This window comes from Alteromonas sp. ABE4_545 (assembly GCF_056161325.1).
Genome location: NZ_JBSWYY010000008.1, coordinates 88,920 through 111,115 on the forward strand (window position 1 = coordinate 88,920; position 22,196 = coordinate 111,115).

The 22,196-nt window shown below is 44.7% G+C and carries 21 protein-coding genes; 16 read left to right on the forward strand and 5 right to left on the reverse strand.

Annotation, left to right across the window (positions count from 1 at the left end; genetic code table 11):
- Nucleotides 1-20: 20 nt before the first annotated feature.
- The 6 genes from ACXAH6_RS09880 (at nucleotide 21) to ACXAH6_RS09905 (ending at nucleotide 6,898) form a co-directional block, all read left to right on the forward strand.
- The gene (locus ACXAH6_RS09880) at nucleotides 21-2,402 is read left to right on the forward strand and encodes a DNA internalization-related competence protein ComEC/Rec2 (RefSeq protein ID WP_474876500.1); all 2,382 of its coding nucleotides are present in this window, start codon (nucleotides 21-23) and stop codon (nucleotides 2,400-2,402) included.
- 82 nt (nucleotides 2,403-2,484) lie between these two features.
- Entirely contained in the window at nucleotides 2,485-4,233 is a 1,749-nt protein-coding gene (msbA, locus tag ACXAH6_RS09885; RefSeq protein WP_474876501.1) for a lipid A export permease/ATP-binding protein MsbA, read from the forward strand.
- Nucleotides 4,233-5,273 carry a tetraacyldisaccharide 4'-kinase gene (gene lpxK / locus ACXAH6_RS09890; protein ID WP_474876502.1) on the forward strand — a complete coding sequence of 347 codons (1,041 nt, stop codon included), beginning with the start codon at nucleotides 4,233-4,235 and terminating at the stop codon, nucleotides 5,271-5,273. The genes msbA and lpxK overlap by 1 nt, the downstream gene beginning before the upstream one ends.
- On the forward strand, nucleotides 5,263-5,457 hold the full coding sequence (locus tag ACXAH6_RS09895; protein ID WP_474876503.1) for a Trm112 family protein: 195 nt from the start codon (nucleotides 5,263-5,265) through the stop codon (nucleotides 5,455-5,457). The genes lpxK and ACXAH6_RS09895 overlap by 11 nt, the downstream gene beginning before the upstream one ends.
- Nucleotides 5,458-5,465: 8 nt before the next feature.
- The gene (gene kdsB, locus ACXAH6_RS09900) at nucleotides 5,466-6,218 is read left to right on the forward strand and encodes a 3-deoxy-manno-octulosonate cytidylyltransferase (protein WP_474876504.1); all 753 of its coding nucleotides are present in this window, start codon (nucleotides 5,466-5,468) and stop codon (nucleotides 6,216-6,218) included.
- Between the two features lie 20 nt (nucleotides 6,219-6,238).
- On the forward strand, nucleotides 6,239-6,898 hold the full coding sequence (locus ACXAH6_RS09905) for an SDR family oxidoreductase (RefSeq protein ID WP_474876505.1): 660 nt from the start codon (nucleotides 6,239-6,241) through the stop codon (nucleotides 6,896-6,898).
- 63 nt (nucleotides 6,899-6,961) lie between these two features.
- Here the strand turns inward: ACXAH6_RS09905 and rimO are convergent, their stop codons facing one another.
- Entirely contained in the window at nucleotides 6,962-8,422 is a 1,461-nt protein-coding gene (gene rimO, locus ACXAH6_RS09910) for a 30S ribosomal protein S12 methylthiotransferase RimO (protein ID WP_474876506.1), read from the reverse strand.
- Nucleotides 8,423-8,663: 241 nt separating this feature from the next.
- Between rimO and ACXAH6_RS09915 the strand changes: the two genes are divergently transcribed.
- The 3 genes from ACXAH6_RS09915 (at nucleotide 8,664) to ACXAH6_RS09925 (ending at nucleotide 11,429) form a co-directional block, all read left to right on the forward strand.
- Nucleotides 8,664-9,128, forward strand: a complete 465-nt coding sequence (locus ACXAH6_RS09915; protein WP_474876507.1) for a DUF2919 family protein — start codon at nucleotides 8,664-8,666, stop codon at nucleotides 9,126-9,128.
- A 409-nt stretch (nucleotides 9,129-9,537) separates the two neighbouring features.
- A complete protein-coding gene (locus ACXAH6_RS09920; protein ID WP_474876508.1) occupies nucleotides 9,538-9,825 on the forward strand; it encodes a hypothetical protein in 288 nt (95 codons plus the stop codon).
- A complete protein-coding gene (locus ACXAH6_RS09925) occupies nucleotides 9,825-11,429 on the forward strand; it encodes a PepSY-associated TM helix domain-containing protein (protein ID WP_474876509.1) in 1,605 nt (534 codons plus the stop codon). Before ACXAH6_RS09920 ends, ACXAH6_RS09925 begins: the two co-directional genes overlap by 1 nt.
- Before the next feature lie 51 nt (nucleotides 11,430-11,480).
- Here ACXAH6_RS09925 and ACXAH6_RS09930 read toward each other — a convergent pair whose 3' ends face one another.
- Together ACXAH6_RS09930 and tcdA are read right to left on the reverse strand one after the other, a co-directional pair.
- Nucleotides 11,481-11,888: a hypothetical protein gene (locus ACXAH6_RS09930; protein ID WP_474876510.1), complete on the reverse strand. Its 408-nt coding sequence runs from the start codon at nucleotides 11,886-11,888 to the stop codon at nucleotides 11,481-11,483.
- A gap of 73 nt (nucleotides 11,889-11,961) precedes the next feature.
- Nucleotides 11,962-12,738 (reverse strand): tRNA cyclic N6-threonylcarbamoyladenosine(37) synthase TcdA, encoded by a 777-nt coding sequence (gene tcdA / locus ACXAH6_RS09935; RefSeq protein ID WP_474876511.1) that lies wholly within the window; start codon nucleotides 12,736-12,738, stop codon nucleotides 11,962-11,964.
- 72 nt (nucleotides 12,739-12,810) lie between these two features.
- On the opposite strand from tcdA, the gene lhgO reads away from it, so the two are divergent.
- The 5 genes from lhgO to ACXAH6_RS09960 all read left to right on the forward strand — a co-directional run bounded on the left by lhgO (nucleotide 12,811) and on the right by ACXAH6_RS09960 (nucleotide 18,852).
- Complete coding sequence (lhgO, locus tag ACXAH6_RS09940) at nucleotides 12,811-14,019, forward strand: L-2-hydroxyglutarate oxidase (protein ID WP_474876512.1); 1,209 nt, start codon at nucleotides 12,811-12,813, stop codon at nucleotides 14,017-14,019.
- Between the two features lie 85 nt (nucleotides 14,020-14,104).
- Nucleotides 14,105-15,061, forward strand: a complete 957-nt coding sequence (locus ACXAH6_RS09945; protein ID WP_474876513.1) for a glutathione S-transferase family protein — start codon at nucleotides 14,105-14,107, stop codon at nucleotides 15,059-15,061.
- A complete protein-coding gene (locus ACXAH6_RS09950; protein ID WP_474876586.1) occupies nucleotides 15,042-15,890 on the forward strand; it encodes a pirin family protein in 849 nt (282 codons plus the stop codon). The genes ACXAH6_RS09945 and ACXAH6_RS09950 overlap by 20 nt, the downstream gene beginning before the upstream one ends.
- Nucleotides 15,891-15,977: 87 nt before the next feature.
- Nucleotides 15,978-17,390 (forward strand): mannose-1-phosphate guanylyltransferase/mannose-6-phosphate isomerase, encoded by a 1,413-nt coding sequence (locus tag ACXAH6_RS09955; RefSeq protein ID WP_474876587.1) that lies wholly within the window; start codon nucleotides 15,978-15,980, stop codon nucleotides 17,388-17,390.
- Between the two features lies 1 nt (nucleotide 17,391).
- On the forward strand, nucleotides 17,392-18,852 hold the full coding sequence (locus ACXAH6_RS09960; RefSeq protein ID WP_474876514.1) for a phosphohexomutase domain-containing protein: 1,461 nt from the start codon (nucleotides 17,392-17,394) through the stop codon (nucleotides 18,850-18,852).
- A gap of 76 nt (nucleotides 18,853-18,928) precedes the next feature.
- On the opposite strand, the gene ACXAH6_RS09965 is transcribed toward ACXAH6_RS09960, so the two are convergent.
- Together ACXAH6_RS09965 and ACXAH6_RS09970 are read right to left on the reverse strand one after the other, a co-directional pair.
- Entirely contained in the window at nucleotides 18,929-19,339 is a 411-nt protein-coding gene (locus ACXAH6_RS09965) for a DUF3429 domain-containing protein (RefSeq protein WP_474876515.1), read from the reverse strand.
- Nucleotides 19,340-19,755: 416 nt separating this feature from the next.
- A complete protein-coding gene (locus ACXAH6_RS09970) occupies nucleotides 19,756-21,036 on the reverse strand; it encodes a citrate synthase (protein WP_474876516.1) in 1,281 nt (426 codons plus the stop codon).
- A gap of 443 nt (nucleotides 21,037-21,479) precedes the next feature.
- Here ACXAH6_RS09970 and sdhC point away from each other — a divergent pair, with 443 nt between their 5' ends.
- A complete protein-coding gene (gene sdhC, locus ACXAH6_RS09975; protein WP_474876517.1) occupies nucleotides 21,480-21,854 on the forward strand; it encodes a succinate dehydrogenase, cytochrome b556 subunit in 375 nt (124 codons plus the stop codon).
- Complete coding sequence (sdhD, locus tag ACXAH6_RS09980; protein ID WP_474876518.1) at nucleotides 21,848-22,195, forward strand: succinate dehydrogenase, hydrophobic membrane anchor protein; 348 nt, start codon at nucleotides 21,848-21,850, stop codon at nucleotides 22,193-22,195. Before sdhC ends, sdhD begins: the two co-directional genes overlap by 7 nt.
- Nucleotide 22,196 lies beyond the last annotated feature (1 nt).

The following is a 22,196-nucleotide window of genomic DNA, read 5'->3' on the forward strand; positions in this document are numbered from 1 at the left end:
GGCTCTTTTTAGGCAATGGAATGCAATGTAATACCACGTTAGGCCTCGTCGGATTTTGTACGGGCGCTATATCTTCGCGTTGGTGGCCCATGCTGCCTAATTCATTGGCCATGGTCATCTTGGCGTTATTGTTATTTACTGTAATGATAATGCTGATAAAGGCAAAAATTTATACAGATATTCGTGGCATCCCCCTGCCTTTTGCTGGTTCTGGGTATCAAGCCCAAGCACTCAGTTTATTATTTGGCTTTATTGTGGGGATAATCTGGATGGCGAGTGTATGGCATTGGCTGCTACATTGGCAACTGCCGAGTGATAAAATTCAACGAGATGTCACAATTATCGGCCAAATTACGGTTCATACCCATACACACAAGGTTGATAATTACACCATTGCGGTAACACAGCTCGATAATGACCACTATCAACCAGCGATTAACGTGCGTGTAAACGCTTATCAGCTAACACAACGTTTTTTAACCGGTCAGCGGGTAATGCTTAAGGTTAAGCTGCGGCGGCCTCATAGTCCACTCAATCCCGGCGGGTGGGATTTTCGTCAAAGTGCATTGAGTCAAGGGCTTAGTGCCACTGGGTACATTAAACCCGATGCCAACAACCGCGTGCTGACAGTGAGCAACAGTTGGCGTCAGCGATGGCTCGACAACCTAAAACAACACAAAGTGCCTGGGCTAAAATGGATACTTGCGCTCGGCTATGGAGACCGTAGCGCCCTGACCTCAGAGGATTGGCGCGTTCTTCAGCATTCTGGGTTGGCTCATGTGATGAGTATATCCGGTTTGCATGTTGGGGTAGTGGCCGTTTGGGCGATTTATTTGTGTCGCGTGATGACATTTGGGCCGCGATGTTTATTCTCTAAGCCTGTTGATTTACGAGGATTAACAGGTGGCACTCTTTTACTGGTTACCGTTTTGTTTACCTACCTCGCGGGTGCACAAATTCCTGTAGCTCGAGCATGGTTACTGTTGTTACTTTCCACCTTGGTTTTTCATGCAAGTTCATACTGGGCTATTCGCCATTTATGTTTATGGATGGTTACACTGTGTTTAGTCTTGTTTCCATTTGCGGTACTTGGCGTCAGTTTCTGGTTGTCAGTGTCTGCGGTCTGTGTCATTTGGTTGATTCATTGGCGGTTTGGGCTGCCTTTTCAAACGTTTAAAGACAAACTCAAAAGTGCGTTTAAGCTTCAGTTGTGTTTGTCTTTAGCGATGGTGCCATTAACCGCTGCCCAATTTGGGTTGGTGAGTGTTCTCAGTGTTGTGCTTAATTTGTTTGTTACGCCGTTGATTGCACTCGTGTTGGTGCCATGCATACTGTTGGGTAATGGAATATTTTGGTTGTTCGATAGCGTACGGCTTTTGGTCTGGTCGGGATGGACAATCGAAAGCCTGATGAGTCTGGTGCAGGTATGTGTGAGTGATACTTGGCAAGGGATTGATGTGCAATTTTTGCCGGTTGAAGTGTGGTGGCTAGTGGGTGTCATTCTATTGATTGTCATGATGCCGAAATTTTACTTTAAAACACTCGCATTAGCAGTGTTAATGGGCAGCGTAGCAAGTCATTTGATAACTTGGCCTCCAGTAAAGTGGCAATTTCATGTACTCGATGTGGGGCAAGGCTCGGCGTTCCTGTTGACGTATGGTCGAAAGGGCATTGTGATCGACACGGGGGCAAGTTTCTATCAGGGCGGCTCTGCAGCAGAACGTTATATACTGCCAGCTATGGATAGGCTAGGTGTCGAGCATCTCGATTCGATCTACGTGTCCCATTTCGATAATGACCATTATGGTGGCGTTGAGGCGATAACACGCGCCTATCCACACGCAGATGTCATCACACCTGAAAAAGACTGTATTGCTGGATACTCGCGAACTTGGGAAGGGATTCATTTACAGGCATTGTGGCCGCTTGCTCCGAATAAAAAACCGAAGAACAATGCCTCTTGTGTTTTGTTGGTCACGATTGCGGGGTATCGGATATTGATCCCCGGCGATATCGAAGCTGTGAGTGAACGGGCGTTAATTGCCATGCACACTGAGCTTAAAGCCGATATTCTAGTGGCCCCACATCACGGGAGTAAAAGTTCATCAACACCTGCATTTATCCACGCCGTTGACCCTGAGTGGGTGGTGTTTACTCAGGCTTATCAGCATCGCTGGAACTTTCCCCACTCAGAGGTACTCGCACGTTACCACCACAACAATATCAAGCCATTGCTGACCAGCTATCATGGGTATCTGCGCTTTGACTTTGAAAAATCGGAATTACCCCACATATATACAATGAGAAATGCCCCAGCAACCCCTTGGTTTCAACGCCCGCTTGCGCACCGGTCAGATATTGATGATTCTTTGCACAGTGCTAAGTCGGCGGTGATTGAATAACAGATTTATTTGTACGTAAAGTAGGGTTTTGGTTCATATACAGGTACAATAAACGTGGTTTTAGGAGTCTTACTACATAAATATGCAATCACAGCCGTCCCCTTCTAATTTCAGACGTTTTGTTAACTACCTGAAAGATTTTAAATCCGTTTTCGCCTTGGCTATTCTTGGAATGGTGGGGTATGCGGCCATTGATACTTTTATCTTTTCGCAATTAGAGCCAGTTATCGACGACTCATTGGGAAATCAAAATTACGATTATTTGCGCCTGGGCGCTTATCTGATTGTACCGATCTTTATACTGCGGGGTGTTTTCAATTTTATGGGCACCTATTCATTGGCATGGATCGGCTCACAAGTTGTGATGCGAATGCGTCAGGAGCTTTTTTCAAAATACATTCATTTGCCTGTGAGTTATCACGACCAAGAATCTTTAGGCTCACTGATATCAAAAGTAACATTTGATACTGAGCAAGTGGCGAACGCTGCAGGTAAGGCCATGTTAACGCTAGTGCGAGAAGGTGCGTTTGTTATTGGTTTGCTAGTTGTGATGTTTTGGAAGTCTTGGCAGTTATCATTGGTGTTTTTACTTATTGGTCCTGCGGTTGCGTTAATTGTGTCTTATGTGAGCAAGCGTTTCCGACTAGTGAGCCGCAATATTCAAAAGGCGATGGGGAATTTAACCTCGGCTGTTGAACAAGCGGTGAAAGGGCATAAAGTGGTAAGAATGTTTGGTGCACAAGACGTGGAACAAACGCGTTTTGCTAAGAAAAACAACCACAATCGCCAGCAAACCATGAAGCTCTCAGTGTCACAAATTCTTAGCGTCTCTTCTATTCAAGTGATCGCCTCTGTTGCGCTCGCTGTTGTGCTATACATTGCAAGCACTCCGGGCATGATTGAAGGGTTAACCGCAGGTGTATTCATCAACGTGGTAGTGTGCATGGTGATGTTGTTAAAGCCATTGAAACAATTGACTACGATTAACACGCAGTTCCAGCGCGGTATGGCTGCATGCGGAAGTATTTTTGACGTGTTAGATGAAGATATTGAGATAAATAAAGGTAAGTTATCGGTTGATAAAGCCCAAGGTGAAGTGGTTTTTGACGATGTTACTTTTACCTATCCCCAAGCCGAACGTCCGGCATTGCAAGGTATTTCTTTTACTGCGAAACCTGGCGAGACCATTGCGCTAGTCGGGCGTTCTGGTAGTGGGAAGTCGACCATTTCGTCATTACTCACTCGGTTTTATATGCCTCAGTCAGGGCAAATAACACTGGATGGCCACAATATCAATGATTACGAACTGCGAAACTTGCGTAGTCAGTTTGCCCTCGTTTCTCAACAAGTGACCTTATTTAACGACACTATCGCCAACAACATTGCGTATGGTTCAGACAATCAATTTAGTCGTGAGCAAATAGAAGAAGCGGCGCGTATGGCACACGTGTTGGACTTTACTCAAGATCTCGAACTCGGGCTTGATACAGTGATTGGTGAAGACGGTGGCAAACTGTCCGGTGGGCAGCGCCAGCGTATAGCCATTGCCAGAGCTGTATTGCTCAACGCCCCAATCTTGATATTGGATGAAGCAACATCAGCGCTAGATACTGAATCTGAGCGTTTGATTCAAGACGCATTGCATAAATTACAACAAAACTGTACCAGCATTGTAGTAGCACATCGCTTGTCGACGATTGAAAACGCAGACTGCATTATTGTTGTCGACCAAGGTCGGTTGGTTGAGCAGGGCAAGCATGATGAACTGCTGCAGAAAGGCGGTGCATACGCTCAACTTCACCAAATGCAATTCGGTGAAGAGCTGGCGTAATGGTCACTATCAATCATATATGGTATGAGAACTCGGCCATCAAATGGCTGCTGTTGCCCTTTGCTTTATTATTTTGGTTGGTCTCTTCATGTCGGCGATTTTTGTTTGCTGTCGGCCTAAAAAAAGCCACTAAAGTCGATGCTGGTGTAATAGTCGTTGGTAATATTTCGGTAGGCGGGAACGGAAAAACCCCTGTGGTAGTTGCACTTGCAGACTATTTTACAAAAAAAGGTTATCAGGTTGGACTGTTGAGCAGAGGTTATGGTGGAAAGGCGACAGATTTTCCTCACCTTGTTTTAGCTTCCGACCGCGCCACCTTAGTCGGCGACGAACCCTTATTGTTAGCACGTCGCACTGGTTTACCTGTTGTTATCGACCCCAAGCGTGCACGAGGCGCTGATGCCTTAGTTAACAAGTTTGGTTGTAATCTAGTGATTTGTGATGATGGCCTACAGCACTATGCGCTGCAACGGGACATTGAGCTTGTTGTGATGGACAAGCGCCTGTGGGGGAACGGGGCATTGATGCCCATGGGGCCGCTGCGAGAAGGTAAGTGGCGACTGAACAAGGTCGACGCCATTATTCACAATAACGCCGAAATCGATAGCCAAGCACTGGCATTTATTCGCTCTCCCCAATGGCAAATGGGGTTACAACCCAATGGTTTTCGGCATGTGCAACATAGTGAGAGAACAGCAACCGTAGGCGATATGATAGCGATTGCCAATGAAAGCGGCGGGGCACATGCGATAGCAGGGATTGGGTATCCACAACGTTTTTTCGAACAACTTTCGGGGATGAACATCCCACTCAAGGCTTGTAAAGCCTTTCCCGATCATCACCCTTATGAAGCAGGCGATATACCAGGAGGGTGCACCGTAATGACAGAAAAAGACGCGGTTAAACTTGGGAAGTTAGCCCATGATAATTGTTGGTATCAGCCTATTGATGCACAATTGCCAGAGGCGTTTTATAACCAGTTAAGTGATTTATTGATAGCAGCAGGTTATCAACCAAAAGGAAAACATCATGGCCTTTGATAAAAAATTATTAGATATAGTGGCGTGCCCCGTTTGTAAAGGGAAGTTGCTTTACTCAGCGCAAAACAGCAGTTTGGTGTGTCGCTACGACCGCTTGAGTTATCCCATTAAAGAAGGGATCCCAGTGCTGATTGAAAATGAAGCTGAACAATTGTCGTTAGATGCGATTGAAGCAATTAAGTAGAGGCTTAAATGGCATTCACGGTAATTATTCCCGCGCGTTTCCAATCTACTCGATTTCCCGGTAAGCCTTTGGCTGATATTCATGGAAAGCCCATGATCCGCCATGTGGTTGAGCGCGCGCAAGAAGCCGGTGCGAGTAGAGTGATTGTTGCGACAGACCACGATGAAATTGCAGCGGCCATCACGTCTTATGCTGAGGTGTGCATGACCAGTGAAGATCACACCTCTGGTACAGAACGTTTGGCGGAAGTCATAGAAAAACTCAATATTGCAGATAATGAGATTATTGTGAACGTGCAAGGTGACGAACCATTTGTTCCAGCCGACAACATTCAGCAAGTCGCGGATAATTTACGCGCCCGCCCAGACTGCGCCATGGCGACGTTAGCGACCCCCATTGATGATGCAGATGAGGTGTTAAACCCTAACGTGGTAAAAGTTCAAGCATCATCAACGGGCAGAGCTTTATATTTTTCACGTTCGGTGATCCCATTTGAACGCGAGACGATGATGCAATCACCCGTAACGGTTAACATTAGCCGTTATCGTCGTCACATCGGTATTTATGCCTATACAGCTTCTTACATAAAGCAATACGTAGGTTATGCGCCGTCTCAATTAGAAGGTATTGAGTCGTTAGAACAGTTACGCGCCCTTTGGTACGACGACTTAATCCATGTAGACGACGCCGTTGCGCCACCTCCGGTTGGCATAGATACACCGGATGATCTCGCTCGATTGTTGGCGAGTACCCAAGGGTAAGACAGAAAAAGGAGAGTGATGTGAATATTGTTATCACAGGTGCGAATCGCGGTATTGGTATAGCGTTTGTTGAGGCTTATCTTAATGCAGGGCACACAGTGTATGCGTTGTGCCGTCATTCCTCAGATGCACTGACCGCATCTGGCGCAAATGTTATCACTGGAGTAGACGTAGCTAACCCTGAAACACTACCGGCAAGTTTGGCTGCGATTAAAAACGTCAAAATCGACCTGTTAATCAATAATGCAGGTGTACTGGCCGCTGAAGCGTTTGATGAATGGAGCCCTCGTACTATTGAGCACCAGTTTCGTGTAAACGCTATGGGGCCGTTATTAGTATCGCAAGTATTGGCCAGCCAGATAGTAGAAAATGGTAAGATTGCCATGATTACCAGTCGTATGGGCTCTATGGCTGACAATGGTTCTGGTGGTTACTATGGTTATCGTATGTCAAAAGCAGCGTTAAACGCTGCTGGCGTATCGATGGCAAAGGATTTGGCACCGAAAAAAATCGCGGTAGGCCTATTTCATCCTGGATTTGTGCAAACAGAAATGGTGAATGGGAATGGTGATATTGATGCGCAAACATCGGCAAGTCGATTAATCCAGCGTATTGATGAAATGACATTAGACAACGCTGGGCGCTTTATTCACTCAAATGGTGAAGTGCTACCTTGGTAAATAGAATAAAAGCCAGTCTAGCTAGACTGGCTTTTTCTTAGTGGTTGCACTTAACCGTTAGCGTTAGGCTGTATCACCAGAGACAGAATCTTCTTCATCAAACTCTTCATCTTCCTCATCCTGAGAAACAACCGCCCACATATCGTGTTCGTTGGTATGAATCACTTCAGCCCAAACGCGTTCACCCGGTTTTAGGTCATAGGCACCATTGAGGTGTACAACACCATCAACTTCTGGTGCGTCAGCATAACATCGTCCTACTGCGCCTTCGCTATCAACACTGTCGATCACGATTTGATATTCATTACCAATGCGTTGACGCAGGCGTTCGGCACTGATTTCACCTTGTACTTCCATAAATCGAGCTAAGCGAGCTTGTTTGACTGCTTCTGGTACAGGCTCTGGTAAGTCGTTGGCCACAGCGCCTTCGACTGGAGAATATGCAAAACAGCCTACGCGATCTAACTGTGCTTCCCGAATAAAAGTGAGTAATTCTTCAAACTCTTCTTCGGTTTCACCAGGGAAACCGACTATGAATGTAGAGCGAATAATTAATTGAGGACAGATTTCTCGCCACTTTTGAATACGCTCTAACGTGCGCTCTGCACTGCCGGGGCGTTTCATTAGGCGCAATATACGTTTATTGGCGTGCTGTAGGGGAATATCCAGATACGGTAGGATTTTCCCTTCGTTCATCAGTGGGATGAGGTCATCGACATGAGGGTAGGGGTAAACGTAATGCAATCGTACCCACATATCTAGTTCACCAAGTTTGTCGCACAGTTGTTTTAGATGAGTCTTCACCGGCATTCCGTTCCAAAAACCCGTGCGGTGTTTTACATCAACACCATAAGCACTGGTATCTTGTGAAATAACCAACAGTTCGTTGACGCCAGCGGATTTTAGTCGTTTAGCTTCATCAATAATTTCTCCTACAGGGCGGCTCACTAAATCGCCGCGCATGGAGGGAATAATGCAGAACGTACAACGGTGATTACAGCCTTCGGATATTTTTAAATAAGCGTAGTGGCGTGGCGTGAGTTTTACACCGTGGTCAGGTATCAAATGGCTAAACGGATTGTGTTGTGGCTTAGGTAAATGCTCATGCACTTGTTCCACCACTGACTCGTATGCGTGCGGCCCTGTAATAGCAAGAACATTAGGGTGAACTTCGCGAATTTCGTCTTCTTTTATCCCTAGGCACCCAGTGACAATCACTTTCCCGTTTTCGGCTAATGCTTCGCCGATAGTATCGAGCGATTCTTGAACCGCGGCATCGATAAAGCCACAGGTATTGACAATAACCAGTTCGGCGTCGTTATACGTTGGCACTACGTCATACCCTTCGGTTCGAAGTTGAGTGAGTATACGTTCTGAATCCACCAAGTTTTTCGGGCAGCCCAAACTGACAAAGCCAATTTTGGCGTTACCTGTCGACTGCTGGGTTTCTACTTGCTCTGACAACACCTTTTGCGGGGTATCTAAGGTGGTCGTTTGCTTGGGGTCAAATTTTTCTACACTCATAAGGGCCTGACTTTATGTGTATGGGGATTTTAAGGCGGCGAATTATACAGGAACAAAATGTTAACTGCGACTTTCGATAACGCTTTAAAAGGGGATAAAGCTTTGTTCAAGTATGTCATAATCAGGCGAAAACACTAACCATTTGACATTTACCACTACTCACTTAGGATTGGCGTTTTTATCTGACACATAAAATGTGTAACGTCAGTCGTCATTTTGCTATGAGTTTATAACCCCACCAATGTTAGCGTTACCTTTACACTGTTACGATGAAGCGGGAAGAATTAAACCGCCCAAATGGCTGTTTTGGATCTTAGCATTGGGGCTAAAAGACTGGGTGCTGCTTGTATTTGCGCTGGCAAGCCGAGAGCACACAGACACTTTGATGCGGTTGTTCTATCCAGACCCAGTTTTGTTTGAAATTAACTTAGGACTAGCAGTGCCCTTTGTTGTTTTGTTTTTCATCTTTGGTTTTAGACAAAAACTGTGGGATAGGGGATGGATTCGTTGGGCTGTGTTGATTAAGCCTACTATGGTTCTGGCATTGCTCGCGCAAGTACTTTTTAATCTCAGTGCGGTCGTACAATCGGGCGGAGTTTTCAATTTATCCAGTGGGCTATTGGTGTTTCTGTCTGCAACTTGTCTGTTGGTAGTGTTGCGTAGCCAACACGTTAAATTCATGTTGAACGATTGGGTTCAACCTTAAGCTGATCTATTTTGTAAGTTACATGTAATTGCTAATTGTTATCATTTACAAAACTTATTTAAGTCCCTACAATTCCCCTTTTTTATTCCAAGGAACATGTACTGCAGCCTGAGCAGTGCGTTGGACACGAGGTTTTGTACTATGTATTTACTGGGACTCTGTGGCCTATTGGTCGGAAGTGGTTTGTTGTACTTAACTCATCGCAACCAAATTTGGCTTGTTGCCCCCCTCAATACTACTTACCGTTGGCTCGGTATGTTGACGTTCTTATTCGGTTGCATTTCGTTTTTTTTCATCATGAACATTGCTACTGCAGTTTTATCAATCGCTCTTTATAGCATGGTGTTTTTTGGTCTCCTACCGACCTTAGCATTGTTTTTTCCGCCGTACTCTAAACAAGGAAAGCGTCATGCGAGATAAAGTTCAGCCCGATTGGTGGTTAAAAATCTCCGCAGGCGCAATAGCTGGGTTGGCAATTGCATTCGGATGTGTAGGGCTGTTCGCTTGGTTCGGACCAGGTGGCCTTGATGCTCCAGTTAAAGGGCAATTCAATATGTGGATGGTGGCGCCCATTTGGTTACCGCTTTTTGCAGGCGTATTTTTATTTAAAACGGGAATAAAGGCCTGGTGCTATTTTGGTTGCATCGGTGCGGTGTTAATTGGAGTTAATATGATGTTGAAGTTAGGGATGCTTTAATGCGAGTTCGTGGCGATATTTTAAGGGTTTATCAGAGTTTACACACGTGGACTGGCGTGATTTCGGGCATTTTCTTGTTTATTGCCTTTTACGCGGGAGCGTTAACTATGTTTAAGCCCCAGCTCGATGAATGGGCTCGACAACCTAGTGACAATACACAGGCGCTGTCTGTACAACAAATTGATAGTACAGTTGAGCAATTGTGGCAGTCTGTTACTCAGCATGCTTCCCCTGATGTCGCTGGCGCGAGTAAGGGGTTTCAAGTTAACTTAATTACTCAAGATACATGGCAAAGCCCAGTTACATGGCGCGATAGCGATGTTAGATCAGAACTGCGTTTAAACGAGCCTTTGCGCCAAGCCAGCATCGAAGATGGAAAATTGGTCGTGACGCAAACGACACCCTCAAATTTGGCAATACTGGTAGATTTTCTTCACAGAACAGCGGGTATTCCCGGCTCTCTAGGGCATGATTTTCTGGGTGTTTACCTGTTAGGTATTGTGGCTATTTTGTATTTTCTCGCCTTGGTTTCTGGTGTCGTGGTACTACTGCCCACGTTGGTAAAACAGTTTTTTACCCTTCGTCGTAATAAAACACAACATAGGTTTTGGTTAGACAGCCACAATTTGGTTGGTATTACTAGTTTGCCTTTTCATATTGTAATCAGTTTTACGGCTATCGTGTTTGCGTTTCACCATGAAATTTACGAGATGCTTGATGACGTTGTGTATCCAGAAAAGGTCGCCTCGAGTAATGTTCGTCCAGCACCAACAGACAGAGGGAGTATTTTGCTGCCGTCTGCGTTAATCGAAAAAGCAAAAGAAGTCGCACCGGGTTACCAAGCAATGGATATTGAATATTTTGGCCTGACTTCAGCGCGCGCAATTGCTCGTGTAGGTATGTTTAATGAGCAGGCAACAATGCGTGGCCCAATTACTGATTATGCTTATTTTCACGCGTACAACGGAAAGCTAATGTTTACCAGTGGGTTACCAGGTGATGACAACGCATGGTCAAGTATTGTAGGTGGTTTGTTCGCTACCCATTTTGGGAGCTTTGGTGGCATGGGGACGCGTTTTGCCTATTTTATACTTGGGCTTTCTGGAGCCTTCTTATTTTTTAGTGGTAACTTGTTGTGGCTTGAAAAGCGCAAGGTTAAACATGGCGCAATACCCTTGGGGCATCGAGTATTAAGTGTGTTAACGATATCGTGCACGCTGGGCTCTGTTATTGGTGTTGCGTTATGTATGGTGGCCACTCGTTATGCCGCGCAATGGGGGGAAGTGGCAGATACCTTGTATTTTCCTATTTACTACAGTGTGTTTATCGCCAGTTTAGTTTACGCCATTGCTGTCGGAAGTGGCAGAGCAGGGCTTGATTTGTTAGGCGTAGCTTTTGTATCTGTGTTGTTGATCCCTGTTACGGCGTGTATTGCAGTGATCAGTAATAATCAAATTGGTTGGGTTAATCTTAATGCTATTAGTGTTGATATGATGGCACTAATTGTAGCTTTGTGTTTGTTATGGCTAAAACGCGTATCTAGAAAGCGCCTGCGGGTTGTCGACTCTGGGTCAGTGTGGATAGGCAAGCAACAAGCGGCCTGATTGGCTTAATTTGGGGTATTAAAAAGGGGCATTGTTGCCCCTTTGCTGGTTTTATTGTCTGTGCTGCTCGATGGCATGGTCGAAGTAATTTTTTACGCTTACCTGACTGTCGTTCACTAGTCGCTCATAGCAAATACCAGCAAAGGCGTAGGAATGATTGATCATGTCCAGTAATACGTAAGGTGCCTCGGGGTTCGATTGGTCATAGCGCCAATTTCCGCCGCACAGACGTTTAAAGGTTTCGCCAATGTATGCGCCGTAGATGTTACACAGCGTGAAAACGGCGTTGTCTTCCAGAGCTTTGTCTTGATAACGTTCTACAAACGCGAGCAGGATATTGTCGATATGGGCGATGCTATCAGCCGAGTAGTCTAGCGCTATTTGAAATTCTGAGCGCGTAGTTTCAACCGCATCATTCGCACTGTCTGCCATCAATTTATCGAGTTCTGCTTGATTCATCTTTTGTTCCTTTGTCTAAGCGCTATGAGCTTGGCTTAAGATTTTCCTGTTAACGGCTTAACCTATGATTTCTTTAATTATTCGTCAATTTATTGATGATCGCCGCTGCGGCTATCATGCCGAATGTGGCAGTAACGGTTACTACGGCACCAAAGCCACTGGCGCAATCTAGGCGTGTAGAGCCGTCCATAGCCGATTTATTAAAGCATACACTACCATCTGGTTGAGGATATCTGAGCTGTTCTGTGGAATACACACATTCTACACCAAAACGTCGTTTGGGGTTTTTACTAAAACGGTAATTTCGGCGCAGTTCACTGCGCACTTTTGCCGCCAATGGATCTTGAATTGTTTTGGCAAGATCGCCCTTGGTGATTTGGGTTGGATCGATTTGCCCACCCGCACCACCTACCGTCACTACGGGGATTTTATTGCGTTTACAATAATAAATAATGGCTGCTTTTGCTTTAATACTATCAGTCGCGTCAATCACACCATCGAATGCTGTGGTGATGTATTCGTTAATCGTGTCTTCTGTTACGAAATCTTCGACGACATTCACTTTGCAAGCGGGATTGATCAATTTAATTCGCTCTGCCATCACATCGACTTTTGCCTTTCCTATGGTATCGGACAATGCGTGGATTTGGCGATTTGTGTTGGTAACGCAAATGTCATCGAGGTCGACCAATGTAATGGTGCCTACTCCCGAGCGCGCTAGGGCTTCTGCCGTCCAAGAGCCGACGCCGCCAATGCCTACAACGCAAACATGGCTGCCCCATAAAACATTGAGCTGTTGTTCACCATACAGGCGTGCGACGCCGCCTAAACGTTGTTTATCTACTGACATTGTTTTCTCTTGCAAATAAATCAGAAAGGTTTGGTAATATCGGTGTAGGTTAACATTTTTCAAGTATGTGTGATGCAAGAATATGACTTTATTGTCATTGGCGCGGGTATTGTCGGAGCCGCTGTTGTCAATGAACTCACTAAGCAAAGACCAGGTGCGCGCGTTGCTATTGTGGACAAAGAAAACGCTCCGGCCACACACCAAACAGGGCGAAATTCTGGCGTGATACACGCTGGGGTTTATTATGCGCCTGGGAGTATGAAAGCGAGGTTTTGTCGTGAAGGCTTAGATCAAACGCTAGGGCTATGTCGGCAATACGGTCTCGAATTTGAACAGTGTGGTAAGTTAATCGTGGCGACGTCTGAATTAGAAACCGAAAGGTTGGAAGCCTTGTATGAACGGTGTAAAGACAACGACTTAGCACCACAAAAGTTGAACCAAAACAATATTCAAGCTTGGGAACCGAATATTCAAGGGCAGGCTGCTGTTTATGTCGATAAAACCGGGATTGTGAATTATCAGCAAGTCACTGCTTGTCTGTTGGAAATCGCTAAACAAAATGGTGTTATCGATACTTTCTTTCAATGTGAAGTTGATGAGATTGTTGAGAGCGGAAATGGCATTGAACTGACGTGTTTCCAAGGGCATCAAATTAAGCATGTAAAAGGGCAGTACCTCGTGAGTTGCGCAGGTGTATATGCTGATCATTTGATAAGGAAACAAGGCCTCGAATGTGATTTTCGGATTTTGCCGTTTCGCGGTGAATATTATCGTTTGTCCGAAAAGTTTGATCATATAAGCCAGCGCTTGATTTATCCCGTTCCCGATCCTGCGATGCCATTTTTAGGGGTTCACCTTACAAAAATGATTGGTGGCTTTACTACCGTTGGGCCTAACGCGGTACTCGCACCGGGACGGGAGAGTTATGAGGGAATACTCCCTCGTTCAATCACCGAAGCAAATCATGTGTGGGGTTTTTTTGGCACATGGAAGCTCCTATGGCAACACAAACGCAGTGTGGCGAGTGAATTAGCGTCAAGTCTCAGTAAACAGTATTATGCGTCGTTGGTTAAAAAATACTGTGAGCAGGTCACCGCGGCCGACTTTTTACCCTACAGAGCAGGTATTCGAGCCCAGGCTGTGAGCAACGATGGCTCGTTATTGCATGATTTTAAGTTCGTACGTTCTCCCATGTCTCTGCACGTAGGTAATGCGCCATCGCCAGCGGCAACCAGTGCAATGCCTATTGCTAAATATGTTGTCGACTCTATTTTGTCCTAATAAATAGGATAATGAGTCCAACTAAAATCCACTCTTCGTTTCGTTAACTATGGTCAAATAGCACGATAAACGAATCGGAGGTGATATGGGACTACTCGTAAACGGTAAATGGCAAGATAAGTGGTACGATACTGATAAATCGAAAGGTAAGTTTGAACGTCAGGACTCTTTATTTCGGCATCACATATCGTCGTCAGGTCAGTATCAACCAGAGCGTGGTCGCTACCATTTGTATGTGTCTCTGGCTTGCCCGTGGGCACACAGAACGCTGATTTTCCGCAAACTTAAATCATTAACCGACATCATTGATGTGTCGGTTGTCTCGCCCGATATGCTGGAGAATGGTTGGACATTTGAATCTTATCCCGGTGCGACCGGCGATAAATTGTATCAATCTGATTTCATGCATCAACTTTACACCAAAGACTCAGCAGACGTGACTACCCGTGTAACTGTGCCTGTGTTGTGGGATAAAGACTCCGAGACTATCGTCAGTAATGAGTCGGCTGATATTATTCGTATGTTTAATTCTCAATTTAATGCATTAACTGGGAATCACGCCGATTATTACCCAGACGCTTTGAGAGCTGAAATTGACGAAGTGAATCAATGGGTGTACCACGATATTAACAACGGTGTATACAAAGCAGGGTTTGCTACTACCCAAGCTGCTTATGAGGCGGCAGTTGATGACTTATTCGCCTCGTTGGACCGCGTTGAAACGATATTGTCGACACAGCGGTATTTGGTCGCCGAGCAGGTCACTGAAGCCGATTGGCGTTTATTTACCACTCTTATTCGCTTTGATCCTGTGTATGTGGGGCACTTTAAGTGTAATCGTAAACGCATCGCAGATTACCCTAATATTTATCAGTACATGAAATCGCTATATCAAATGCCTGGCATTGCTGAGACCGTAAACTTTGAGCATATCAAACGGCATTATTATTTTAGCCATACGATGATAAACCCCACACAGGTAGTTCCCGTCGGGCCTGACCAAGATCTGTTATCACCGCACAATAGAGGTGCTCATGAGTAAAGCGCGTAAGGTTCAACAAATTGTACAAGGTATGCCGACGCAAGATGGTGCTGGCGTTGCACTTAAACGCATTATCGGGCAGCCACAATTGCGACGGCTAGATCCCTTTCTAATGTTAGATTTCTTCGGCTCTGATAAAGCGCTGGAATACATTGCTGGCTTTCCTCCGCATCCTCATCGAGGTTTTCAAACTGTGACTTATATGCTCGAAGGCAAAATGCGTCATCGTGATTCAGTGGGGAATGAAGGGGTGATCGAAGCTGGTGGTATCCAATGGATGAATGCTGGTAGAGGGATTATTCATGAGGAAATGCCTGAGCAAACTGAAGGTGTACTTTCGGGGTTTCAGTTATGGGTGAACTTACCCGCTGCACACAAAATGTCTGCACCTGGGTATCAAGATATTAAACCTGAGGATGTACCTGTGGTAACGGATAGGTACGGCAATGACATTAAAGTGTTAGTGGGTACTGTGGAAAATGTTACTGGACCAGTACAAACCACGGCGTTATCTCCGCAATTTTTAGACCTCTCGATAAAGCACTCGGCTCAAAGTCAGCTTGAAATAGCGGAAGGACACAACGCGTTTGTTTATGTTTATGGCGGTAGTGCTAAGATTGATGGCCAGCCTTTAACGACGGGACAATTGGCGGTATTAAGCAACGGTGACTTTGTCGCAATTGAAAGTGACGGTGGTTGCCAATGTATCCTAGTTTCAGGTGCGCCAATCAATGAGCCTGTTGTTCAATATGGCCCGTTTGTGATGAACACAGAAGCTGAAATTCATCGCGCTATAGACGATTATCAGCGGGGTATGTTGACCGATTAATAATTGGGAATCAATTGATTGTCATATATGGCTTGTATACTATTAAACTCATATTTATTTGATAGATAATATGGTTGAAGGATGCAAATACTGCCAATAATACTCGCTGGTGGAAGCGGTTCAAGATTATGGCCAAAGTCAAGAGCGGCACTACCAAAGCAGTTTTTGTCGTTGACGTCAGAACAAACGATGTTGCAAGAGACGATATCACGCCTACCAAAAGAACGACACGAAGCGCCCATCGTCATTTGTAATGACAATCACCGTTTTCTCGTAGCGGAACAATTGCGGGTTGCGAGTACATCGCACAGCGGGATTATTCTAGAGCCAGTGGGGCGCAATACCGCACCGGCGATAGCACTTGCAGCCTTGCACGCTACAGCCGGTGGTGACGATCCCGTATTATTGGTGCTGGCGGCAGACCATCTTATCAAGCAACAAAGTGCGTTCCATCAAGCGATTGATAAAGCCAAAAAACTAGCGGAAGAGGGTAAGTTGGTGACGTTTGGCATCGTGCCAGACCAAGCGCATACCGGCTATGGTTATATTCAGGCAGGAAATGCCTTGTCTGATGGCTTCGAAGTGGCTGAATTTGTCGAAAAACCTGACCTAGAAACGGCACAAAACTATGTTAACTCTGGAAAGTATTTCTGGAACAGTGGCATGTTCATGTTTAAGGCCAGCCGTTATATTGAAGAATTGGAAAAATATGCGCCAGATATCTTGAGCGTATGTCGTAACGCCGTTGACAGCGAAACCCATGATTTGGATTTTATTCGAATAGATGCCGAAACATTTGCGCAATGCCCAGACGATTCCATTGATTACGCGGTGATGGAAAAAACCGATAGTGCAGCCATGGTGCCACTTGATGCGGGGTGGTCAGACGTAGGCAGCTGGTCTTCGCTGTGGGAGACCGCTGATAACAGGGATGACAATGGGAACGTGATTGTTGGTGACGCGATTTTAGAAGGCGTGAGCAATAGCTACATCAATGCAGAGCAACGATTGATTTCTGTTATTGGCTTGGACGATGTTGTCGTTGTTGAAACCAAAGACGCAGTAATGGTAGCGAACAAAAACAAAGTTCAAGACATCAAGAAAGTCGTTAATAAACTGAAAGCAGAGCACCGTCCCGAATTTGAATTTCACCGAGAAGTATTTCGTCCTTGGGGAAGCTACGATTCCATCGATAATGGTGCACGTTTTCAGGTTAAACGCATTACGGTGAAACCTGGCGAGAAATTATCTGTGCAAATGCATCATCATCGTGCCGAGCATTGGATAGTGGTTTCAGGCACTGCGAATGTTACTATTGGTGAGAAAACCCAATTGGTGACCGAAAACGAATCAGTGTATATCCCAATTGGTCACGTTCATGCCCTTGAAAATCCGGGTAAAATCCCACTGGAGCTGATTGAAGTTCAGTCTGGAGCCTATTTAGGAGAGGACGATATTGTTCGTTTCTCTGATCGTTACGGTCGCACAGAGAAAAAATAATATGCCTACTCCTATTACATGTTTTAAAGCGTACGATATTCGTGGTGAGTTAAATACGCAGTTGAATGAAGATGTGGCGTATCGTATCGGCTATGCTTTTGCGCAAGAACTCCAAGCTAAAACTGTGGTTGTTGGTGGTGATGTCAGATTGACATCCACACCACTAAAGTTAGCTTTGGCTGCAGGTTTGATTGATGGTGGTGCGGTTGTATCGGATATTGGCGATGCCGGTACTGAGGAAATTTATTTTGCGACCAAGCATTTAAATGTTGACGGTGGTATCGAAGTAACGGCAAGTCACAACCCGATTAATTACAACGGGATGAAGCTCGTTAAGGCCCAATCAGTCCCTATTAGCGGTGATACAGGCCTAAATGCAATCAAATACGCGGCAGAGCGCTTAGACGACACAAGAGTAAAAGAGCGACTGAGCTTTTATTGTGAAGGGCAAGATATCGATCCTAACGCGTTTTTTAACGGAAAAGCCCACATCAGTTTGTCTTTACTAAATGCCTCAGGTGCTTATTCTAGCGTAGATGTACAGGCTGATTACGTTGATCATATCCTGACTTACGTGAATCTCGCTAACTTTACTCCTTTGAAGTTAGTCGTTAACGCCGGTAATGGGGCTGCGGGTAAAGCCATAGATGCAATCGAACTAGCTTTCAAAGCCAAAAACATCCCAGTTGAATTCGTCAAGGTAAACCATCAACCAGACGGCACTTTTCCCAACGGTATTCCCAATCCATTGTTAGAAGAAAACCGAGCGGATACGGCTGAAGCGGTGAAAATGCACGGCGCTGATTTCGGTATCGCATGGGACGGTGATTTTGATCGTTGTTTCTTGTTTGATGCCGATGGTAACTTTATTGAGGGTTACTACATTGTGGGTCTATTGGCGCAGGCTTTCTTAGAAAAAGGCGCAGATAACCGTATAATTTATGATCCTCGTGTTTATTGGAATACTGAAGATATCGTAGAAGGCGCGGGTGGTACACCAGTTAAATGTAAAACTGGTCATGCGTTTATCAAAGAAAGGATGCGCAAAGAAGACGCGATTTATGGCGGAGAAATGAGTGCGCATCATTACTTCCGAGATTTCGCTTACTGTGATTCAGGTATGATCCCTTGGCTATTGGTAGCTGAACTTTTGTGTGTGAAACGTCAAAGCCTCGCGTCTATGGTCGCAGAGCGGATTGCTGCATTCCCTTCTTCAGGTGAAATAAATAGTAAGTTGAAAGATGCTGATGCGGCCCTAGAGCGAGTGCTAGCTGAATATCAGCCTCAAGCGAGTGTCATCGATGATACCGATGGCATTGGGTTAGAGTTTGATACTTGGCGTTTCAATCTCCGTAAATCAAATACTGAACCAGTGATACGCCTAAATGTTGAGTCGAAGGGGGATGTAGCATTAATGCAAGCAAAAACCCAAGAGTTACTGGCGTTAATTAGAGCTGAATAAACATCAATTTGTTCATATCTTTGAAAACGAGGCTGCTAGCCTCGTTTTTTTTGTCTGGCGTGTACTCTTTGTCAGGTTAAGTTACGATAAAAATTAACAGAGCGTGGGTGAGAACAACTACAGTGGTTAATATCATACGTAGTTTTGTGTATTCCACCACAATCGCTTTATCTAGCATCAAGAACTGTTTGTCGTAGAGTAAAATCAATAAATACCCTATCGATAATAATCCTAACGACCAAGTATGATGTTGAAATATCAGGCATATCCAACTTAGTAGCGTCGGTATCATTGCAACATAGCCTTGATGTGGCGTTCTGTTGTGGTTGAGTGCATCTAACCAGTGAATACCACCAAAAAATGACAGTAGAACCGCTGAGTAGAGGGAAAACAGGTGTACCGCTTGTGAGGTCAGGTCTGGAAAGACAATCGCAGTAAAACTAAGCACTAAGAAAGGAAATAAGCCTGCATAGGCTAATATTGTCATGTGTTTTTTCATTTTGATTAGTAAAATTTTAACGTAATAGCTTTGGTTAGACGAAGGCGTTCAAAATAGATCATGTAAAGTCGAAGTGAATTAATTAATATTTGAAACAAATTGAATTTGATGGTGTTTTTTAGTGCTAAACAATTTTGAGATTAATTCCATATATGAATTGTTGTTTACATTATTTAAACATATCGTAAAACTTCTTAAACGGTATTAGCATCTCGTTCAAAACACCCATTTCTAATTTGTTTATCATTTGTGCGTTTTCATAACAATACCAACTCACTCATGGCTTTATTGACTATTGGCTTAATCGTTAAAGACGATTGCTTTAATCGATTAAGCCAATCTACTGAACATAAGACAAAAAAATAGCGCCTTAAGCGGCGCTATTTTTGAATTAACCGGATTAATTAACGGTTAATTGGCGTGTATTTACGCTGAGAGTGTCCAGTGTAAAGCTGACGAGGGCGACCGATTTTCTGTCCCGGTTGGCTCATCATTTCGTGCCAATGAGAAATCCAGCCCACAGTACGAGAAAGCGCGAAAATACAGGTAAACATGTTGGTAGGAATACCGATAGCTTTCAATACGATACCAGAGTAGAAATCTACATTAGGGAATAATTTCTTCTCGGCGAAGTATGGGTCGTCCAGTGCAATGCGCTCAAGTTCCATTGCTACTTCAAGTAGTGGATCTTTAACGTCTAGCTCTTTCAGTACTTCGTGACAGCTTTCACGCATTACTGTGGCGCGCGGGTCGTGGTTCTTATACACACGGTGACCGAAGCCCATCAAACGGAAGGGGTCACTCTTGTCTTTCGCGCGAGCGATAAACTCAGGAATGCGATCAACGGTACCAATTTCTTCTAGCATTCGAAGGCACGCTTCGTTAGCACCACCGTGAGCAGGCCCCCAAAGCGATGCTACGCCAGCGGCAATACATGCGTAAGGGTTTGCACCGGAAGAACCTGCTAGGCGTACTGTAGACGTTGACGCGTTCTGTTCGTGATCAGCGTGAAGCGTGAAGATACGGTCCATTGCACGTTCTACTGCAGGGCTGATTTTGTATTCTTCAGCAGGTACCGAGAACATCATGTTCAAGAAGTTAGCCGCATAGCTCAAGTCGTTACGTGGGTAAACGAAAGGTTGACCTATGTTGTATTTGTAGCTCATTGCTACCAATGTCGGCATTTTCGCAATAAGACGATGGGCGCTGCGAATACGCTCATCAGCGTTAGCTACGTCTAAATCACTGTGGTAAAAAGACGACATCGCACCTACCGTACCGCATAGCATTGCCATAGGGTGAGCGTCATTTCTAAAGCCGTGGAAGAACATGTTAATTTGTTCATGGACCATAGTATGACGAGTGATAGTTGCCTTGAATTCCTCGTACTCTTCTTTGTTTGGCGCATCACCGTGAAGTAGCATGTGGCATACTTCTAGGTAATCTGCATCACGCGCCAACTCTTCGATAGGGAAGCCGCGGTGTAACAACACACCTTTTGCCCCATCGATATAAGTGATTTCAGACTCGCATGAACCAGTGGCCATGAAACCAGGGTCAAAGGTGAAGTAGCCGTGTGAACCTAATGCGCGAACGTCAATAACATCTTGACCTTCAGTACCGACTAAAATTGGAAGTTCAATTTCCTTGTCGCCTGCTTTTAAGATGGCTTTCTGATCTGCCATAAATGCTCTCCTCAGAATTTTCTGTTTGCAGCGATCACAGGCGAAATTTGCCTGCCTCGTTGGGAAAAGTGGCGTAGTTTTACTTTATTCTACGGTGCGAAGTCAATTTAAATGCGTATATACACAATAAATATTCTAAATTGTTACTAATTATAAACCAGTTTATTTATCGTTAAACTAGTGTAATTCAACAGTTGGTGAAACCTTGTACGACTAAAGTTCTAATAAAGCACAAAAAATTGTAATTATACTATGCCGTGGATATACTCTTGGCTACTTGAATTTCTTGAATAATCATTCTGTTAATCAAGTAATAAAAAATTCACAAATTGTTAACAACTCAATGGATGAGGCAATTAACAGGTAATAATCTAGGTTAACCTTTCAGGACATCTATAATAGAGGTTGATCATTATCCCTACGGATTAAAACAGGCATTTATTGTGAAAAAGCAAAGACCAGTAAATTTAGAACTTAATACTATTAAATTTCCTCCTTCTGCTATTTCTTCAATTCTTCACCGCGTTACCGGTGTAGCAATGTTTTTTGCACTTTTGTTTGTGATCTGGGCATGGGCCGTTTCGGTATCATCTCCAGAAGGATTCACAAATGTGCAAGGATTGCTTGATGGAATTGTTGGAAAAGTCATTGCCATCGGCACAGCTTCTGCGCTGACTTATCACATCCTTGGTGGCATTCGCCATGGCATCATGGATATGGGGCATTGGGAAGAATTGGAGTCAGGTAACCTAAGTGCACAAATCATCATCGGTTTGTGGGTAATTCTGACGGTCGTATTAGGGGTCGCACTATGGTAACTAATCAGGCAAGTGTTAAACGTAATGGTGTTCAAGATTATGTATCTTTGCGCGCCACTGCGGTTATTATCGCCGCTTACAGCATCTTTATGGCGTGGTATTTTATCGCCACGGACAACATCACGTTTGAAATTTGGCAAGGCCTGTTTTCTGGTCTGGCAATGAAAACTTTTACAATGGCCGCGCTAGTATCAGTAATGATTCACGTGCGTATCGGTTTATGGCAAGTCCTTACCGATTACGTAAAAGCGCCAGGCGTTCGCACCGTTATTCAGTATGTTCTGAATCTTATTGCCTTTGCGTACGTTGTTGTTGGTCTGTTTGTTTTGTTGGGAGTGTAAT

What these genes read in the sequence shown, in the direction of transcription:
- ACXAH6_RS09930 (WP_474876510.1), bottom strand. Translation starts at nt 11,888, where the DNA reads ATGAATCAAGCAGAACTCGATAAATTGATGGCAGACAGTGCGAATGAT.
- tcdA (WP_474876511.1), bottom strand. Translation starts at nt 12,738, where the DNA reads ATGTCAGTAGATAAACAACGTTTAGGCGGCGTCGCACGCCTGTATGGT.
- ACXAH6_RS09965 (WP_474876515.1), bottom strand. Translation starts at nt 19,339, where the DNA reads ATGACAATATTAGCCTATGCAGGCTTATTTCCTTTCTTAGTGCTTAGT.
- ACXAH6_RS09960 (WP_474876514.1), top strand. Translation starts at nt 17,392, where the DNA reads ATGCCTACTCCTATTACATGTTTTAAAGCGTACGATATTCGTGGTGAG.
- ACXAH6_RS09945 (WP_474876513.1), top strand. Translation starts at nt 14,105, where the DNA reads ATGGGACTACTCGTAAACGGTAAATGGCAAGATAAGTGGTACGATACT.
- ACXAH6_RS09925 (WP_474876509.1), top strand. Translation starts at nt 9,825, where the DNA reads ATGCGAGTTCGTGGCGATATTTTAAGGGTTTATCAGAGTTTACACACG.
- ACXAH6_RS09970 (WP_474876516.1), bottom strand. Translation starts at nt 21,036, where the DNA reads ATGGCAGATCAGAAAGCCATCTTAAAAGCAGGCGACAAGGAAATTGAA.
- lhgO (WP_474876512.1), top strand. Translation starts at nt 12,811, where the DNA reads ATGCAAGAATATGACTTTATTGTCATTGGCGCGGGTATTGTCGGAGCC.
- ACXAH6_RS09880 (WP_474876500.1), top strand. Translation starts at nt 21, where the DNA reads ATGCAATGTAATACCACGTTAGGCCTCGTCGGATTTTGTACGGGCGCT.
- kdsB (WP_474876504.1), top strand. Translation starts at nt 5,466, where the DNA reads ATGGCATTCACGGTAATTATTCCCGCGCGTTTCCAATCTACTCGATTT.
- ACXAH6_RS09920 (WP_474876508.1), top strand. Translation starts at nt 9,538, where the DNA reads ATGCGAGATAAAGTTCAGCCCGATTGGTGGTTAAAAATCTCCGCAGGC.
- ACXAH6_RS09915 (WP_474876507.1), top strand. Translation starts at nt 8,664, where the DNA reads ATGTTAGCGTTACCTTTACACTGTTACGATGAAGCGGGAAGAATTAAA.
- sdhD (WP_474876518.1), top strand. Translation starts at nt 21,848, where the DNA reads ATGGTAACTAATCAGGCAAGTGTTAAACGTAATGGTGTTCAAGATTAT.
- msbA (WP_474876501.1), top strand. Translation starts at nt 2,485, where the DNA reads ATGCAATCACAGCCGTCCCCTTCTAATTTCAGACGTTTTGTTAACTAC.
- lpxK (WP_474876502.1), top strand. Translation starts at nt 4,233, where the DNA reads ATGGTCACTATCAATCATATATGGTATGAGAACTCGGCCATCAAATGG.
- rimO (WP_474876506.1), bottom strand. Translation starts at nt 8,422, where the DNA reads ATGAGTGTAGAAAAATTTGACCCCAAGCAAACGACCACCTTAGATACC.
- ACXAH6_RS09895 (WP_474876503.1), top strand. Translation starts at nt 5,263, where the DNA reads ATGGCCTTTGATAAAAAATTATTAGATATAGTGGCGTGCCCCGTTTGT.